The organism is Magnetococcales bacterium (assembly GCA_015231175.1).
Taxonomy (GTDB): domain Bacteria; phylum Pseudomonadota; class Magnetococcia; order Magnetococcales; family DC0425bin3; genus HA3dbin3.
Genome location: JADGBZ010000008.1, coordinates 68878 through 85708, shown reverse-complemented (window position 1 = coordinate 85708; position 16831 = coordinate 68878). Strand labels below are relative to the sequence as shown.

General features: G+C 57.7%; 12 protein-coding genes. 5 read left to right on the top strand and 7 right to left on the bottom strand.

Going from position 1 to position 16831, the window contains the following annotated elements:
- Positions 1-384: 384 nt before the first annotated feature.
- Together HQL63_03375 and HQL63_03370 are read right to left on the bottom strand one after the other, a co-directional pair.
- Positions 385-2412: a PAS domain-containing protein gene (locus HQL63_03375; GenBank protein ID MBF0175878.1), complete on the bottom strand. Its 2028-nt coding sequence runs from the start codon at positions 2410-2412 to the stop codon at positions 385-387.
- A 66-nt stretch (positions 2413-2478) separates the two neighbouring features.
- Entirely contained in the window at positions 2479-4797 is a 2319-nt protein-coding gene (locus HQL63_03370) for an SPOR domain-containing protein (protein ID MBF0175877.1), read from the bottom strand.
- Between the two features lie 173 nt (positions 4798-4970).
- On the opposite strand from HQL63_03370, the gene HQL63_03365 reads away from it, so the two are divergent.
- Together HQL63_03365 and HQL63_03360 are read left to right on the top strand one after the other, a co-directional pair.
- Positions 4971-5876 (top strand): ABC transporter ATP-binding protein, encoded by a 906-nt coding sequence (locus HQL63_03365; GenBank protein ID MBF0175876.1) that lies wholly within the window; start codon positions 4971-4973, stop codon positions 5874-5876.
- Positions 5873-6640 (top strand): ABC transporter permease, encoded by a 768-nt coding sequence (locus tag HQL63_03360; protein ID MBF0175875.1) that lies wholly within the window; start codon positions 5873-5875, stop codon positions 6638-6640. The genes HQL63_03365 and HQL63_03360 overlap by 4 nt, the downstream gene beginning before the upstream one ends.
- Here HQL63_03360 and HQL63_03355 read toward each other — a convergent pair.
- The 3 genes from HQL63_03355 to HQL63_03345 form a co-directional block, all read right to left on the bottom strand.
- On the bottom strand, positions 6576-8147 hold the full coding sequence (locus HQL63_03355) for a hypothetical protein (GenBank protein MBF0175874.1): 1572 nt from the start codon (positions 8145-8147) through the stop codon (positions 6576-6578). The genes HQL63_03360 and HQL63_03355 overlap by 65 nt on opposite strands.
- Before the next feature lie 129 nt (positions 8148-8276).
- A complete protein-coding gene (locus HQL63_03350) occupies positions 8277-8519 on the bottom strand; it encodes a hypothetical protein (GenBank protein ID MBF0175873.1) in 243 nt (80 codons plus the stop codon).
- On the bottom strand, positions 8506-9153 hold the full coding sequence (locus tag HQL63_03345) for a zeta toxin family protein (protein ID MBF0175872.1): 648 nt from the start codon (positions 9151-9153) through the stop codon (positions 8506-8508). The genes HQL63_03350 and HQL63_03345 overlap by 14 nt, the downstream gene beginning before the upstream one ends.
- Positions 9154-9416: 263 nt before the next feature.
- Between HQL63_03345 and glgP the strand changes: the two genes are divergently transcribed.
- Together glgP and HQL63_03335 are read left to right on the top strand one after the other, a co-directional pair.
- Positions 9417-11948, top strand: coding sequence for an alpha-glucan family phosphorylase (gene glgP, locus HQL63_03340; protein MBF0175871.1), 2532 nt, complete (start codon positions 9417-9419; stop codon positions 11946-11948).
- A 209-nt stretch (positions 11949-12157) separates the two neighbouring features.
- Positions 12158-12505 (top strand): 4a-hydroxytetrahydrobiopterin dehydratase, encoded by a 348-nt coding sequence (locus tag HQL63_03335; GenBank protein MBF0175870.1) that lies wholly within the window; start codon positions 12158-12160, stop codon positions 12503-12505.
- Between the two features lie 75 nt (positions 12506-12580).
- Here the strand turns inward: HQL63_03335 and HQL63_03330 are convergent, their stop codons facing one another.
- Together HQL63_03330 and HQL63_03325 are read right to left on the bottom strand one after the other, a co-directional pair.
- On the bottom strand, positions 12581-13525 hold the full coding sequence (locus HQL63_03330; GenBank protein ID MBF0175869.1) for a tetratricopeptide repeat protein: 945 nt from the start codon (positions 13523-13525) through the stop codon (positions 12581-12583).
- Positions 13526-13562: 37 nt separating this feature from the next.
- Complete coding sequence (locus HQL63_03325) at positions 13563-15038, bottom strand: redoxin domain-containing protein (GenBank protein MBF0175868.1); 1476 nt, start codon at positions 15036-15038, stop codon at positions 13563-13565.
- A 447-nt stretch (positions 15039-15485) separates the two neighbouring features.
- Here HQL63_03325 and xseA point away from each other — a divergent pair, with 447 nt between their 5' ends.
- Positions 15486-16829 (top strand): exodeoxyribonuclease VII large subunit, encoded by a 1344-nt coding sequence (gene xseA, locus HQL63_03320; protein MBF0175867.1) that lies wholly within the window; start codon positions 15486-15488, stop codon positions 16827-16829.
- The last annotated feature ends 2 nt before the right edge of the window (positions 16830-16831 follow it).

The window sequence follows — 16831 nt, the reverse complement described above, 5'->3', positions numbered from 1 at the left end:
GCCACCCATCATCCCTGGACCGCCAGGACCGCCCATCATGCCCGATTCGCCGGAACCTTGGACAAATCCAGGCCCAGTCGATCCGTGCATCGATTGAAGACCCCCAGAACTCCCGGAATTTTCCGATCCAGATCCACCAGGCGCTTCCTTGCCGGAAGGACCGCTCTCAGCGACAGGACGACTCCCCAAAACGACCGTTTCCTGTGCCATGCCATGACTGGCGATGATCAACCCCAAGGCCAACCCGCCAGCCAACCCAAGCCATTTGGTACCTGCATTTCGCATCTTGAGACTCCCATTCGTTTGGGTCACGTTGACCATGTAACACAGCCGTGATCCAACATCGTCTGTAAAAAAAGGCCGCATAGCGGCGCGACATTCCTGTCAAACCCCTTCAGGATCTCTTGGCAGAGTCAGATCAAGAATACAAACAAGAACCCGTGACCAATCACCTTCGTGGCCAGGAGTCAGTGAGACATGAACCATGGTCCGAAGCAACCTGCCGTTCAGGGAAAGGTGACGTGATTCACAAGAGTAGGTATTTTCCCCATTGGCCAGAGCAACCAATCCGTCGGCGAACGTTTGCATGGATTCCGGTGTCATGATCTTTGGCAACACTCGGCAGAACTGGCCCTTGTCGCCAACTCCATAGAGAGTCAAGGATGCTCGATTGACATCGGTGATATGCACGCGCCGCACACACTCCTCCAGAACATCGGCGTGCGCACACAGGTAGGCGCCCAGATCTTCCACCCCTTTGTTGGTTAAATCAATCAATAAATCCTTGATCTGGGATAAATCTTCCTCCCAATAGGGAATGGGGGCGTTCTCGAACAAGTCCCTATAACGTTTTTCGCTCCCCTCAAGGGCCATGAGAGACTCTTTGCGTCTGGTCACATCCAGCATGTGCCAGATCAATCCACTCACCTCCCCCCGTGGCGTGTGCAGGGGATCCAGGGAGCAATCCCAATAGCGGCCCGACGCATGGTTGGCGTCCGGAAACTCAAAGGGGTGATCATGCGCTATCCACGGCTTTCCGGTGTTCAAGACTTGCTGCAAATGAGCCATCAAGCTGGGGTCGGGAAACAGGTCGAGATAATTGCGCCCTATAAAATATTCCGGAGGATGCCCACCCGCTTCGGCGTACAGGGGGTTGACCCGCAAAAAATTGCCACGGGAATCCAGATGAGCCACCAGAAGGTGATGATTGGAAAAAATTTTTGCCAACAGCAGATTGGATTCCTGACAGGAGCGTTCCAGACGCTCCCGTTCACCCATTTGGCGTTCCAGGAGTCGGCTTTTTTCCTGAATCCGGCGATGCGCATCGTTAAGGCGCGCACTCCTTGCGTTGCAAGCGGCCACCAGATCCCCGAGTTCATCGAGCCGATCGTAGATGACGGGTTGTTCCTGCCCCTCCCTGCCCACCAGCTGCATGGCTGCACTGACCTCCTCCAGGGGACGGACCAGACGCCGGGTCAACAGGGTCACCAGGAAAAAGACGACCAACCCCATTCCCGCCAAAACCTGGAAGGCGCCATCACGCGCTGATCGGCCCGGGGCGCGCATCTCTTCCGCATCGATTTTGAGAACCAGGCTCCAATCGACCTTGGCCAAAGGTTGCACAAAAACAAGCACTGGGTGGCCATCCTCATCCAAGCCATCTCCAGCCTCGCGATCTCCCCCGAGCATCCCGGCCTCGATCATGGCGCCAAGGGCGCTGCCTGAATGCATGGGAGTCTTGGCGAGGGAATGGCCAAATCGGCTGGGTGTCAAACGGAGCAGTTCACCCTTGGCGCTTTTTTGGACCAGCATGGCCTCCCCACTCCGACCCAGTCCGGTGTCATCCTGAACCACACCCAACAGGCTGTGCATGCGGGATTCCACGAGCAAAACACCCAGAAAACGTCTGCCCAGAAGCAGAGGCCCCCCCAAACGACCGTTCAACTCACCCGCTTCGTCATGAAACAGATCCCCGACCGTAACGGTTTCATGGGCACGGACAAAATAATCTTCTTTGGAGTGATCGATGCCGACATCACCGGGATCCGTGGAAAGAACCGACTGACCCGCTGGATTCAATAAGGTTATTTTGCGGAATCCGGGCGTCGCATGGAGAATCTCCAACAGCAACGAACGCACCCCGGATCCGACTGCGTCCCCCCTTTGGTCCAGGTACTGGGAGAGAGCCTGACGCAGGTTGGATCTGCTGGCGATCAAGCCGACCCGTTCTGTATGCCACTCCAGGATATCGTCAAGACGCTTCTTTTGGATCAGGGCGACGGCACGCAGGCGGCTGTGGATCTCCCTGTCAAGGAAGTAGCCGTAGACCACATCGTGAAGGAGGGTGGTCCCAGCGAGGATCAACAGGACCAGGGGCAGGATGTGGAAGGTTGCCCGGGTGCGGATTTTCATCAATGGGGAACCGGATAAGACCAACACTCACGAACCATCAGTTCGTCATTCTCCCACAATCCTGCTTCAAGATCCAGGTTTGCATCCCTCGTGACCATTTATTTTCGCAGCAGGGGCCTCCCTGATACGCAGCTTTGACATTCCGGTTTCATCACGTATCAGCTGAGCCGCCTCTTCAGCTTCGCGCCGGGTGGGAAAAGGACCGGAGCAAAGAGTCGGCAAGCGTCCCTGAACCACGGCAATCTCCTGCCTGGTCATGGGCAGGCCAGATGCTGACAACTTTTTGTACATGGCATCGGCCCGTTTTTTTTGGTTGAAAGATCCCAAATAGATCCAATACCCCACCTCTCCGGATGAGGTTCCACCCGCCCCTCTGCCCCACTCCCCTTGATCTGCAGACTTGTCCGCCGCAGTGGCACCGCCGTAACTGGCCGCCGAGAAGATTTGCTGTTGCAAAGTCCCTTGAATACCCGACTTTGCCGCAATCAGGCGTTGGGCCTTTTCACCAGCCTTTGCGGTCGTAAAAGGCCCGGCAAAAACGGTTAAAACCTCCCGATCCCTGACCTGCTCACCCTGGATAAAGGCGGGCAAACCCCAACCCAATATTCTGTTTTTCATCCCTTCCGCCATGGTCCGATCCAGGTAGGTAACCACCTCGATGGTCAAGACAACGGCATCCGGAGGGGTCTTGTCACTGGTTGGTTCCGACTTCTGTCCCACTTCGGGATGCGCCGAAACACCAGATGGTGTCGCCGCAATCTGGTCTGGTTTCTGAAGAGGGAGAATGGTCCCACCATGACCTGAACGACGTGCAGCGGCAATCGCCGCATCCTGAGCCGCACGGCGATCCTGAAAGGGACCAAGGTAGATTTGGTGGTACCGGCGCTGACCAACCGTGACCACCTTCTGAAACACAGGGAAACCCATGCCCGACAACTCCTGAAGCTTTTGCTCGGCATGGGTCTTGTTGACAAACGAAAACATTTTGACAGCAACCTGCTTGCCACCCTTGCCTGGCGCATCCGTCTCCACCGCTTTCGGGTCCATGGCGCCCTTCGGGGATGCCATAGCCGTCGCCCCTTCTCCGTTCGCCGAGCCACCCGGATCAACGCCCCCCCCCGAAGCGGCTGTAGATACGGATGCGCTTCCACTGGCAAGCGGCACCCCTTTGATGCCGAGTGTGCCCTTTAGGGATTTCAGGGCAGCATGCATCTTCTCCTTGTCCGAAAACGGACCGACGAAAAGACGCACAAATGGTTGCAATCCCACCTTTGTCAGCTGGTGAAATACCGGAAGTTGCATTTTTTCCAGTTTTCTGTAGGTATCCAAAGCCGGCTTGCGTTCAGAAAACGAACCCACATAGATCAGATCAGGCTCTGTCGCCGCAGGCGGGGTATTTTGTTGCACTGCTCCTTTCTTTCCTCCCTCCCTTTGTTGCACCACGGCCTTCTCCGCAGCCAGATCATGGACGCTCCCCTTGATGCCAGTTTTCTCTTCGATCAATTTGGCAGCCAACTCTGCCTCGGATGCGTCGGCAAAGGATCCGGCATTGACTCGAAAATAATTCCGGCCATTAACCTCGATCAGGCGGTAGAAGCTGGGAATCCCCAAAGCATTGACCTTGGAGGTAACGAGCTCCGCCCCCTTATTGTTGGCGTAGGATCCCAGATAAATGGAATATCCGGTCGTGCGGGGCGATGGAGAGACAAACGGCGAGGCGGGTCCGGTATGCGCGGCGTCGGCAACGCCTGCGGTAAAGGTCGATCCAGACTCTCTTCCTGGCGGATCATATACCGAAGATGTCTGATCCTCCAAGGCAGCATTGGGCGTAAAGTGAAACTCCCCCAGGGCGCTCTTGTCCGCAACAGCCGGTGGTTTTTTCTCCTGCCCACTCTTTCTTCCACGCGGTGGTTCACGATCTTCCTCTGCCGGATCCCGGGTCATGATATAAAAGGTGCTGAGGTGCTGCCGTTCCTTGCCGTTGATCTGATCAAAAACCTTGAAAAACAACCACCCGCTGGGGAACTCCCCAGCCACCGAGCCCACAACCGTAAAAACATGCTCCTTGTCCTTGACCTGAACCGGGTCATAGGCCATATCGGCAATCTTTTTGGCGTTTTTGTCAAGAATATCAATTTGGAGCTGGTGCCGCCCCATCTCGACGAACACCACATCCATGATGAAATAGCCGTTGACACCGGACATGTTGGCAGGCAAAACACTCACCACGGAGCTGGGTTTCAAAACATTCCCGACCTCCACCAGCTTATCGGAAAAATAGGCATTGGTGATGTAAGCCCCCTGGTCACCCACCACAGCCCTGGCTGCCAGCGGAAACAGCATCACAAATATGGAAAAAAGGGTTGCGGCGATCCCTGGCACCATGTCCCGTCCTTAGTCCTGTGGTGTTGGCCGACTCATCACCACACCGAATGATTGCCTGGTTGATTTTGGGGTTGTTTTTTGGGAATGCACTGCATATTTCATGCCATACATCACATCCTCTCCTATCGCACTGGCAAGGGGGCCGAGTCTACCATGAAGGTTAACCTGAACGCATGACTCCCGCATTGACCATCGTCGGATTGTCCAAACACTATCACAACGGCGCCAAGGCCTTGCACGGAATCGACATGGAGGTTGGCGAGGGCGAGTTTTTTGCCATACTGGGCCCCAATGGCGCCGGCAAGTCGACCTTGATCAACATCGTTGCCCAGGTGGTGACCAAAAGCTCTGGTCATGTCACGGTATTTGGTCTTTCGATCGACAAGCACCCACAACGGACGCGCATGCTGCTGGGATACACACCCCAGGAAATTGCCCTGGACCCTTTTTTTTCGGTACGGGAGATACTGCAACACCATAGCGGCTATTACGGCATTGCCGACAATCGGGCCTGGATCGATGCGTTGCTGGAACGCCTGCATCTGGCTCCCTATGCCGATAAAAACAGCAAGGCCCTCTCCGGGGGGATGCGGCGGCGTCTGACCATCGCCAAGGCATTGGCCCACAAACCACGCCTGTTGATTCTCGACGAACCGACCGCCGGGGTTGATGTCGCCCTGCGGCACTCCCTGTGGGAGTTTGTGCGCGAACTACACCAGAATGGCACAACGGTCATTCTGACGACCCATTACATCGAGGAGGCACAGGAGCTGGCCCAACGGGTCGCCATGCTGCGTGATGGAGAGGTCGTAGCCTGTGACCGCACTCCCGCCTTGTTGGCCGCTTTTGGTTCCCGGCAGTTTGAGATCGATCTGCACGAGGCCGTTCCTTTTCCCGTCGGCTTAGCCACGGGGGAGATGGATGCGGGTGGGCTCCGCCTCACAGGTGAGTTTACCGTGGAACGCCAGCAGGAGTTTTTTTCCTGGCTGGGCACCGTGGCCGGCAAAACAGCCGATCTGCGCATCGATCGGCCACGTCTGGAGGATGTCTTTTTGCGCCTGACGGGGAAACAATCGTGAACTGGTATGGAAACTGGTCGCTATTCCGGCGGGAGTGTTTGCGTTTCCTTCTGGTTTGGTCGCAAACCCTGGGGGCGCCCCTGATATCTGCCCTACTCTATTTTGCCATTTTCGGTGGTGCGTTGGGGCAACGCATCGGAGAGACCGGCGTGGGGGTCACCTATCTTCAATTCCTGGCGCCTGGCCTGGCTGCCATGGGAATCATGCAGCACGCCTTTCAAAACTCCAGCTCTTCGCTGATTCAGATGAAATATCTGGGCATGTTGCAAGCCGACCTGCTCGCCTTGCCGTTAAAACCGGCGCAGATTGTCATGGCTTTCACCGCCGCCGCGATGGCACGAGGCATCCTGGTAGGTGCTTCCATTCTATTGGCATCACGTTGTTTTGTCGTTTTTTCCATCGCCAATCCAGTTTTACTGATTGGCGCCGCCCTGATCATGGCGGCCATTTTCGGCCTGATCGGATTGTTGACCGGGATTTGGGCCAAAAACTTCGATCAAGTGTCGTTGGTCGGCAATTTTATCCTGACCCCGATGGTCTACCTGGGCGGGGTGTTTTTTGCCAACACCATGCTGCCCGCTGGTTGGCAGGGGGTGTTTTTATTCAATCCCGTCTTCTACCTGGTCGATCTTTTTCGGCACGGCGTCCTCGGCAGTGGGCAAACCGCCCCTGTTTGGGCCATCCCGGCTGTATTGCTCGTCATGATCGGGCTTTTTGCCCTTGCGGTGTCGCTCTTTCACCTCGGTTGGCGACTGAAAAGTTGATTTTATTGTACGTATTCATCCACTCCTCTGCTGTCTTGTGCAGGGCATCCGCATGCGTTGTCACTTCCCGGGCCAGGCGGGCGCCCTCTTGTAATTGTCCAACCGCACCTTGGGCAATTTCAGAGAGGTGGACGATGGTGGGGGGCACACTCCGGACTGCGATCGCCATCTCGGCGATGTTGCGGGTCACCTCGCCAATACCAACCGAGAGATCCTGGACATTACGATTGACCTCGGCAATACCATCGACAGACTCTCCCAGACTTTGCAGGGCGTCATGCGTCTCGGTCGAAGCGCTGGCCATGGCCGTGGCCACGTCCACCATGGTCTGGTCCTGATGATCGACATCCAGAAGAATTTCGTCATTGGCATTGCGGATACGTTCAACAAATCGGACCATGTTGTGGGTGGCATCGACCACCTCCTGGGTATTGCCCTGAATTTCCTTGACCTGAGTGGTAATCATCCGGGTGGCTTGGCCGGTCTGGCGGGCAAGTTCCTTGACTTCATTGGCCACCACCGCAAACCCCTTGCCGGCAGCGCCGGCCCCGGCTGCCTCTATCGACGCATTCAGGGCCAGCATGTCGGTCTGTTCGGCAATATCCTTGATCACTTCAACCACTCTGCCGATCTGGGAGGTGGAGTGGGAGAGCTTGTTCATGACATCCGCCATGCCGGCCACCTGGGCATTGGCCATTTCGGACTCATCCCGGGCACTCTTACATCGGTTCTTGATGGCTCCCAGGGTGGTGGACATGTGTCCCAGGGAACTGGCAACGGCCTGCAACCGGCTCCCGGAACGTTCCGCAGCCTCCCGTACCTGACGCAGATTGGCACTGGCTGTCCCCGACCGTGTCGCGACGGATTGCAGGTTGGTACCCACCGTGTCGGCAGTGGTCGAGATGGAGGCCATATTGGTGCTGATCTCCTCCACCGAAGCGGATACCGTATGAAAATCCTGATCGTTTTGCCCCATCGAGGCCACGATGGCCTCCAGGATCGGCACGATCTCCCCAGCAACCGATGCCACCATCCGGCTCTGTCGATCCAGGGCGGTTTTGCAATGTGCCACATCCCGGAGGCCTCTTTCCAAGACATCCGCAAATTCAGCAGCATGTCTCTGTTGCTCAGCGACCTGTCCCCGCAAACCCTCTCGGGTTGTCACCCATTCGGCCAAGGTGCGCTGCCATGGATCTGGGGCAACACCAGCAGCATCCCGAAAATCGTCGAGTGTCAACCCTCCTTCCGTGGCACGATGGACCTTCTCCATGGCATCGTCGATCTGGCCCTGGACCATGCGAGCAAGCCAGTACACGAAGGCAACCCCAAGAGAAGAAAAGACAATCACCACCACAAGCGCAACAAGGCTTGTACCAGATTCGGTCTCCTGCGCGTCGGGCTGGCTCATGATGCCTGCAAAAACAACCACAAAGAGCGTTGCGGCCATGGTCCAAACCATGGCGAGCAACTTGGCAACCAGGGTTGACCCCCGCAAACGACGTAGCATCACAGCTCCCCCGACGAAAAATCTTCCATTATCCCCCGTAGTCTTATACTGTTATACAGGTAAAGGTGTACATGGTAACGGATGAAACACCAAACTCCCCCTGGCATTTTCTGCGTTGGCAGGTACGGATCAAGGCGGAAAGCGGGCTGGCGTTTCAGGAACCTGGATCTCTTCCGGGGGGATAAGCACCAGACGCCCTTCCCGCCACTCTGCCATGGGGATGCCGGCGCGTTTGTGTTCGAGGGCAGCGCGACGGCCCCCCTCTGCCACCGCTGCCAACACCCGGGCAGCAAAGTCTTCAACACCGAGGGACTCGGGTGCCTGGCGCCCGTCCGCTTGTGGCTGAAAAAATCCCTCTTCATCTCTTGGCATAACGCTCCTCCAAAAGGGCATACAGATCCGCACGCAGGACAGCAGGCGCGATTCCGGTTCCACCGTATGCCACAATCGTCGGAAGGGCTGCAAGGGAATTATCGACCAAAAACCACCGATCCAGAACGGGCTGGTAAAGGGTGAAAAAATTGCCCAGGCCACGACAGTAGCGGCGCCGAATGACATGCTCGGGGATGCCGTGCCCGCCGTTGCGAACCCGCTCCGCCACCCGGGCCGTTGCCACCTCGGGAGAGGACAAAGCAATGAACAACAGGCTGATCTGATACCCATCGTTGCGGCACTTGACCAGCCAGGGGAGATAGCTGCGGGTCGAAAGCGTGGTCTCGAAGGCAAAATCGACATGTTTTGCCTGCAACCGGTGCAACTCGCGGAGCATGATGCGTCCGGCCTGCATGGCGGCGCGCTCCGGAGCAAAGGCGGAAAGGCCAGCGGCAATGGTATCGGCGTTGACATAGTCGAACACCCCAAAATGGTGCCGCAAAAGCATCGGTGCCGTCGTGGATTTTCCGGCGCCATTGGGTCCGGCAATGACGAAAATGTGGGGAAGTTCCCTTCCGTCCGCCAATCCCCAGGTGAGTCCACGGCCAATGGGCGAAACGACTTGGGCTTTCATCGACTCTCCACTCCAAACCACCACCGGGAAGAACGCAGGCAACCGCCGCCCCGCATCACATTATGCACCCCTCCCCGGCGATGAACAACAACCCGGTTTTTTTCTGGCCTTCTTGACATTGTTTTTTTTTATTATAGATTGTGGGGTTCCATCGGCGGGATCGCTTGTCTCATCTTGGGGGAGAGACAGGATTCTGTTGCCATTTTTTTCCGCTGTCAGACAAAGATTGGTCTGCATCATACAAGTGATCAAGAGGAAATGCCATGACCACCCCGTTGAGTCGTTATTATCCCATGTTGCCGTCGGGTCTGGAGGGATTGATCGATCTGGCACTGGACCTGCGCTTCTCCTGGAATCACGAGGCCGACGCGCTCTGGAAGCAACTCAACCAGGAGGTGTGGCACATGACCCACAACCCCTGGCTGGTGTTGCAGTCCGTTTCCAAACAAACCTTGAATAAATTAAAAGAAAACAAGGAATTTCATTCTACGGTCCAATCCCTCCAGGAGATGCAGAAAAAAATTGCCAACAGCGAGCATTGGTTTTCGCGTCGGCATCGCGAATCTCCTTTAAAAAACATCGTTTACTTCTGCATGGAGTTCGGCCTCAGCGAGGCGCTGCCCATCTACTCGGGAGGCCTCGGCCTGTTGGCCGGCGACCACCTGAAAGCCGCCAGCGAGTTGGGCATTCCCCTGACCGGAGTCGGCATCCTCTACCAGAGTGGCTATTTCCGCCAGGCTGTCGACGAAGATGGCAACCAGATCGCCATGTATCCGGCCAACAACACGAGCGAGCTTCCGGTCACCCAGGTGCGCGATGCTTCCGGGGAGTGGCTGCGGTTGCACCTTCCCCTCTTCCCGGGCCGGGATGTCTGGGTGCGTGTCTGGCAGGCCCGTATCGGCGGCATCACGCTCTACCTGCTCGACACCAACGACCCCCTCAACTCTCCCATGGATCGTTGCATCAGCACCGAGCTTTACGGTGGTGGACTGGAGCAGCGTCTTCAGCAGGAGATTTTGCTGGGTATCGGTGGCTGGAGTCTGTTGCAGGCGCTCAAGATCGAGCCGGATGTCTGTCACCTGAACGAGGGGCATGCGGCGTTGGTGGTGCTGGCACGCGCCAAGAGTTTCATGCGGGCCCACGATGTCACCTTCGAGGAGGCCATCGCGATCACCCGGGCGGGCAATCTGTTCACCACCCACACCCCGGTTGCGGCCGGTTTCGATCGTTTCCCCCGCTATCTCGTCGAGCGTTACCTGGGAAAATATGCCACCGAGGGGCTGCACATCACCCTCGATGCCATGATGGAGTTGGCCCGTGCGCCGGATGAAGGTCCAGACGCCCCCTTCAACATGGCCTATCTGGCGATCCGAGGCAGCCATGCCATCAACGGTGTGAGCCGCCTGCATGGGCAGGTCAGCCAGGGATTGTTTGTCAATCTTTTCCCATGCTGGCCCTTGGCGGAGGTTCCGGTGGGTCATGTCACCAACGGTGTGCATGTCCCCTCCTGGGAGTCCCCGCCATCTCTCACCTTCTGGGACAAATCCTGTGGCCATGACCGCTGGGATGACGAATTGAAGGGCATGGAAGATCGCATCCGGCAGCAGTCCGATGCCGACATGTGGCGCCTGCGCATGGACAATCGCCATCGCCTGGTCAATTACGTCCGCTCCTATGACGAGCAGCACCAGATTGGCACCACCTCCCCGGATCGCCTGCAAAGCGACCCCCTGTTCGATGCCAATATTCTTACGATCGGTTTTGCCCGGCGCTTTGCCACCTACAAGCGTCCCAACCTGTTGTTGCGGGATCCGGATCGTCTCGTGCGCATCCTGAATCACCCGGAACGCCCGGTGCAATTGATCATCGCCGGCAAGGCGCACCCTGCCGACAGGTTTGGTCAAGGCATGGTTCGAGCCTGGGTGCAGTTCTGCCGCCGCCCCGATGTGCGGCAGCGGGCCATCTACATCAGCGACTATGACATGCTTCTGGCTGAACGCATGGTGCAAGGGGTGGACGTGTGGTTGAACAATCCGCGTCGCCCTTGGGAAGCCAGCGGTACCAGTGGCATGAAGGTTCTGGTCAATGGCGGGCTCAACCTCTCCGTCCAGGATGGGTGGTGGGCTGAGGCCTATGACCCGGCGGTGGGCTGGTCCCTGGGCGACGGCATGGAGCACGCCGAAGAGCACAATGAACAGCTTGATGCCGCCGAGGCGGATGAGTTGTATCGCCTGTTGGAGAACGATATTGTTCCGGACTTTTATCAGCGCGATGCCCAGGGGATCCCGGAGGCCTGGGTCAAGCGCATGCGCGAGAGCATGGCCCGCCTGACCCCCTTCTTCTCCACCAACCGCATGGTGCGGGAGTATTCGGAAAAATATTATATTCCCCTGGCAGAAGGGTATGCCAAGCGCGCCCACCAAGGTGGCCACGTGGGGAGGGATCTGGTCGCCTGGCGGCGGATGCTGAACCGGGGACGCAACGCCGTCCGCTTTGGTGGCCGCTATATCGAAAACCTGGAGAATGGACAGCGCCGGTTCAGTATTCCGGTCTATCTGGGCGATATCTCCGCCGAACACGTCATCGTGCAACTTTATGCCGACAATCCCAAGCAGGCGCCCACGGTGATCAACCTGCGCCGTGATCACACTCTCTTGGGAGCCGTCAATGGGTACACCTACGTCGGCGAAGTTTCCGCCGACCGGCCTGCCGAACACTATACGCCACGGGTCATCCCTGCCAACACCAACGCCTCGGTCCCCTTGGATACCCAATGGATCGTTTGGGATTCATGACCCAAGGATGTTCGGATAGGGCAGGCACCCACCCAAAGAACGCTTGAAAAACTGGGATGGAGGTCCAGGAGGAAGGGCTGCGCCCTTCCTCCTGGTGGGGTTCGGGGCGAAACCCTGACAAAGGCTTTCACATATCCAGGCTTTTCTTGCAGAAAAGGATGCTCTTCCTCCTGATCTGTCTGAGGCCTGGTTCACTAAAGGGGGAAGCCGTGACTCAATTGCATGAGCGAAAATGCCGCCGTTATCAAGAGGTCGATCCAGCCTTGGATATCGACCAGGCCCGCGCACTTCTGAAGGAAGTTCCGGAGTGGGTGCTGGGATCGGATGGTCTGGAAATATCCCGGTTGTTCTGGTTCAAAAATTATGCTGAGACCCTCGCCTTTGTTCAGGCTGTGGCCCAAATCGCCTTGCAGGAGGATCACCACCCCGAAATGGTCTTCTCCTATGATCGCTGCCGGGTACGCTGGGCAACGGCTGCGGTGGCTGCCTTGACCGAGAACGACTATATCTGCGCCGCCAAGATCAATCTGATGCTGGGGGAAATATCCCGAACGTAGTGGACCAACCGACATGATTTGAAGTGGTAACTATTCATCACCCTTTCAAAAAAAACCTGGATATGAAAGCCTTTGTCAGGGCTTCGCCCCGAACCCCACCAGGACTCCGTCCTGGACCTGCCAGGGAGCCGGCCCCTTGGATCCCGATTCGTGGCCAGGTGGTGGATAATTACGCTCGGGAAAGGACTCAGGCCGGGGAGAATAAACCGCCTCCGGATCCAACTCCAGCAGGGATGGGAGCGTTGCAGGGGCGTCCAACTCCAATGCCTGTCGTTCGGCGCGGGCGGCGGCGTACTCGTCCAGGTGCTGCATGCCGGTAGCCAGGGTCTTGTCGAACCATCGGCGAGCCTCCTGCCGATTCCCTCGCAAAAGGTGGTACTCGCCGATGTGAAAAAATGCATCACATTGGTTTTCCATGTGCTTGTTTGTCGACCGGTCGCCGGTAAAGGAAAGCAGCATATCGACATCCAGCGCCTCGCGATGTAGGCGGATCAAAGGTCCGGGCCAGGTGATCTGTTCCTGAAAAGGGGTGTGATCAAACACATGACCACTATTTTTTTCGTTTTCAGCACGTGCCCGGGCAAGGTAGAGCCAAAGATACGGATAGGGTGAAGCCATATCGGGTTCCCGGCGCAAAAACTCCTGCAAATCCAGCGCTGCGGCAAAAAACTGCCCTTGAAGAAAGCGGACCACGCCCCGGTCATGCAGGGGTTTGGGTCGATCTGGATCCAGACGCAAGGCCAGGGTGTAGTCGTGATAGGCCTCCTCATACAGCCCCAGCTTTTTGCGGGCGTTGCCACGGTTATTCAGCGTGACAGCCCGTTCTCTGGGGGTGAGTTCGGGTTGGGTCAGTGCCTGGTCAAAATCGGCAATGGCCTGCCGAAAATCGTGTTGGCGGGCAGCGATCACACCTGCTTCGACCAGCTCCGCTGCCGTGGCATCGCAAAAACCTCGTTCCGCCCCTCCGATCAGAAGCCCCGCAACCAGAATGCAACACACCCTGCGGCACAACCAGTTCATGACTGGTTTCCCATCGGGGCGCAACGGCTCGAAGCTCTCAGGCAGCCAAGGTGCGACAAGTCTTCGCATCCAGACGGTATTCACGGATCCGGTGATGACCCGTATCACAAACCAACAGGCGATCAGGAGAGTCTACCGCCACGCCGGCTGGTTCCATCAGCGGCAGACACAGGGGTTCGGTGCATTGACACCCCAACGCCTCCAGATCGCCAATGTGCTTCTCGGCCAGGTTGATGATACGGAGGGTGTGGTTGAAGCTGTCGGCGACCCAAAGATGATCGCCCGCCCAGGCCAGGCCACGCGGATATTGCAGGGAGGCCTGGTGGAGCGGCCCATCGATATGGCCGGAATCATACAAGCTTTTGCCGATCAGGGTATCGACCCGTTTTTCGCCCGTGAGGGCGAGGGCACGCACCGAAGAGGTTTCACTATCAGCAAAATAGAGAATCTTTTCTATCGGATTCAAGGCCAATCCACTGGGTTGCGCCAACATGGCCGATTGGGCCGGACCATCCGCCAGATCCTCGCCACCTGTCCCGGCCAACAGGGTCACTTCACCCGAGCGCAGGTGCAAACTCCCCAGCTGATGGGTGCCGGCGTTGGCAAAAAAAAGCTGATCTTCCAGCAACTCCAGATCCCAAACCGAAGCCAGCTGGGTATGCGCCGCATGGGATGGCGTCACCATGAGCGGAAAACCACGCCGACCATTGCCGACCAACGTAGTGACCTGGCCCGTCACCAAATCAACCCGGCGGATGGCGTGGTTGAACGTGTCTGCCACATAAATGGCGTCCACCCCCGCAACGACCCCCTGTGGATTGAAAAACCGGCACACATCCGGCGCTCCATCCTGGAAACCGGGCAAACCATCCCCGAAACGGGCCTCTTCCGTCCCGTCATCGGCCAGGATGACGATCTGGTGGTGACCGCTATCCACCACAACCCAACGACGCCTGGGATTGTTGTCGGGAATCGGTTTGATGCGCACCGGAAAGAAAAAGCGGCCCGCAGGGTGTTCAGGAGTGGTGCGCAGCAACGGCGCAGTGCGCAACTCACCCTTGCGCCTGGCCTTGCCCAGGGCCTGTTCCACAAACTCTTCCAACGCATCCAGGTCCGGTTCACCCACCACCTCTCCCAGCACCTTGCCGGCGGGTGAGATAAAAATCAGTGTGGGCCAGGATTGAACGCCATACTTTTGCCAAAGCCGCATGCCCACATCCTGGATGACCGGGTGCCGAATCTGGTAACGGGCAATGGCGCCAGCGACGACGCGGCTGCTCTCCTCGGCAGCAAATTTCGGCGAATGAACGCCGATGACCACAACCTCATCCGGGAAACGGGCTTCCAGATGCTTCAAACTGTCGAGGACATGAATGCAATTGATACAACAGGAGGTCCAAAAATCCAGAATGACCAGACGTCCACGCAACTTTTCCAAGGAGAGGGGCTCGACCACGTTAAACCAGACAAAATCGGGATCATCGATTTCGGCAGCAGGCGATGTTGCAGCCATGTTTCCCCCCATCTTTGGGCTGATGCTCAACTTCCCTGGCGTTCTCTCATCATCCGGCAACGCCTCCTGGGGAGGTTACAGCAATCCTTTCCTGGAGGCGACCCCTCAATAAATTTTCCCAGGGCAAGCGCATTGTAATCGTTCAGACACCCCATGTCAGTAACCATTCAGCACCCGGCACCTTCGGCGCCCCACCAAAATAAATTGAAGGGTTGTGGCCATGAGGGTATGCTTGCCTGCCCGCTTCGGTTTGAGGATGAGGCATGGCAATCATTCAGGATCCTTGCAAGAAATGCTTGGATATGAAAGCCTTTGTCGGGGCTTCGCCCCGAACCCCACCAGGGCGCTGCCCTGAATTCGCCAGGGAACCGGCCCCTTGGACCCCGATGCGCTGCCGGGTGGTGAATGGTTGCGAAGCATGCAACACAAGCATAGCGTGGTCTCCCGATGTCCCTGATTCTGTCACCCCGTCCTGATGATGCGCTCACTGTCACCGAACTGAACGAGCAGGTTCGTGAGTTGCTGGAGGATGCCTTCCCCTATGTTCGGGTGCGTGGCGAGGTGTCCGGTCTGCGCAAGCCGCCTTCGGGGCATGTCTATTTGACCCTGGTCGATGCCGATTCCCAGATGCGGTGTGTCATCTGGCGTACCACGGCACGGCGGCTGCCGCATCTGCCGCGTGACGGTGATGCCGTTCTGGCGACAGGACGGATTGCGGTTTACACACCGCGCGGCGAATACCAGATGGTCATCGAAGGGTTGGCTCCCCAGGGGGCAGGTGACGAACGGGCCCGGTTGCTGAAGCTGCATGCCGCCCTGAGCGCCGAAGGTTTATTCGCCGAAACGCGCAAACGCCCCCTCCCCCTCCTGCCGGGCATCATCGGCGTAGTCACTTCGACATCCGGCGCTGTCATCCACGACATCATCCGGGTACTGGATCTAAGATTTCCGCATTATCATCTCCTGGTGGCGCATGCCCAGGTCCAAGGGGTCACTGCGCCTGATGAAATCGCTGCCGCCCTGGATCTTCTCAACCACGATGGCCGCGCCGAAGTCATCATTTGTGGCCGCGGAGGGGGCTCGGCGGAGGATTTGGCGGCTTTCAACACAGAGGCTGTCGTCAGGGCCATCGCCCGATCCAAGGCGCCCGTCGTCAGTGCGGTCGGCCACGAAGTGGATGTCACCCTGGCTGATCTGGTGGCGGATCTCCGCTGTCCAACCCCTTCGGCGGCGGCGGAGCGCATCCTCCCGGAAAAAGCGCTTCTCGACAATCACATACGGACCTTGCGCCATCGTTTGGATCGGGCCGCTCTGGGCCATGTGCAACGGCATCGTGAGCGTATCGCAGCGTGCCGAGCCAGACTGCGTGACCCCCGACGCCACCTGGAACAATCCCGGCAACGTTGTGACGAGCTGGTCGAACGCCTGTTTCGCTCCATGCACCTTGCATTGTCGGGACAACAAGAACGGTCGCACCAACTTTTGGCACGCCTCCTTGCCTGGCGGCAGGGACGCTATTTCCCCTTCTGCCGCCAGCGCGTGGATACGCTCCTCCTCCGCTTGTTGCATGCATCTCAGCACCATACCCGGCAAAAGCGCTCACTCCTCTCCGCGCTGCAATTTCGCCTGACAGCCCTCTCCCCACACGCCACCCTGGAGCGAGGATATGCCATCGTCCGGGACCGGGAAGGCCGGGTTTTGCGGCGGACGGATGGCGTGACACAAGGCGATCCCATCAACGTCACCCTGGCACGCGGCAAACTGGCTGCCCAGGTGGTCAGGCTGGAGTAAGT

Excerpts from the sequence above, each read along its gene's own strand:
- HQL63_03375 (MBF0175878.1), bottom strand. The coding sequence starts at position 2,412 with ATGAAAATCCGCACCCGGGCAACCTTCCACATCCTGCCCCTGGTCCTG.
- HQL63_03370 (MBF0175877.1), bottom strand. The coding sequence starts at position 4,797 with ATGGTGCCAGGGATCGCCGCAACCCTTTTTTCCATATTTGTGATGCTG.
- HQL63_03365 (MBF0175876.1), top strand. The coding sequence starts at position 4,971 with ATGACTCCCGCATTGACCATCGTCGGATTGTCCAAACACTATCACAAC.
- HQL63_03355 (MBF0175874.1), bottom strand. The coding sequence starts at position 8,147 with ATGCTACGTCGTTTGCGGGGGTCAACCCTGGTTGCCAAGTTGCTCGCC.
- HQL63_03350 (MBF0175873.1), bottom strand. The coding sequence starts at position 8,519 with ATGCCAAGAGATGAAGAGGGATTTTTTCAGCCACAAGCGGACGGGCGC.
- HQL63_03345 (MBF0175872.1), bottom strand. The coding sequence starts at position 9,153 with ATGAAAGCCCAAGTCGTTTCGCCCATTGGCCGTGGACTCACCTGGGGA.
- glgP (MBF0175871.1), top strand. The coding sequence starts at position 9,417 with ATGACCACCCCGTTGAGTCGTTATTATCCCATGTTGCCGTCGGGTCTG.
- HQL63_03330 (MBF0175869.1), bottom strand. The coding sequence starts at position 13,525 with ATGAACTGGTTGTGCCGCAGGGTGTGTTGCATTCTGGTTGCGGGGCTT.
- HQL63_03325 (MBF0175868.1), bottom strand. The coding sequence starts at position 15,038 with ATGGCTGCAACATCGCCTGCTGCCGAAATCGATGATCCCGATTTTGTC.
- xseA (MBF0175867.1), top strand. The coding sequence starts at position 15,486 with ATGTCCCTGATTCTGTCACCCCGTCCTGATGATGCGCTCACTGTCACC.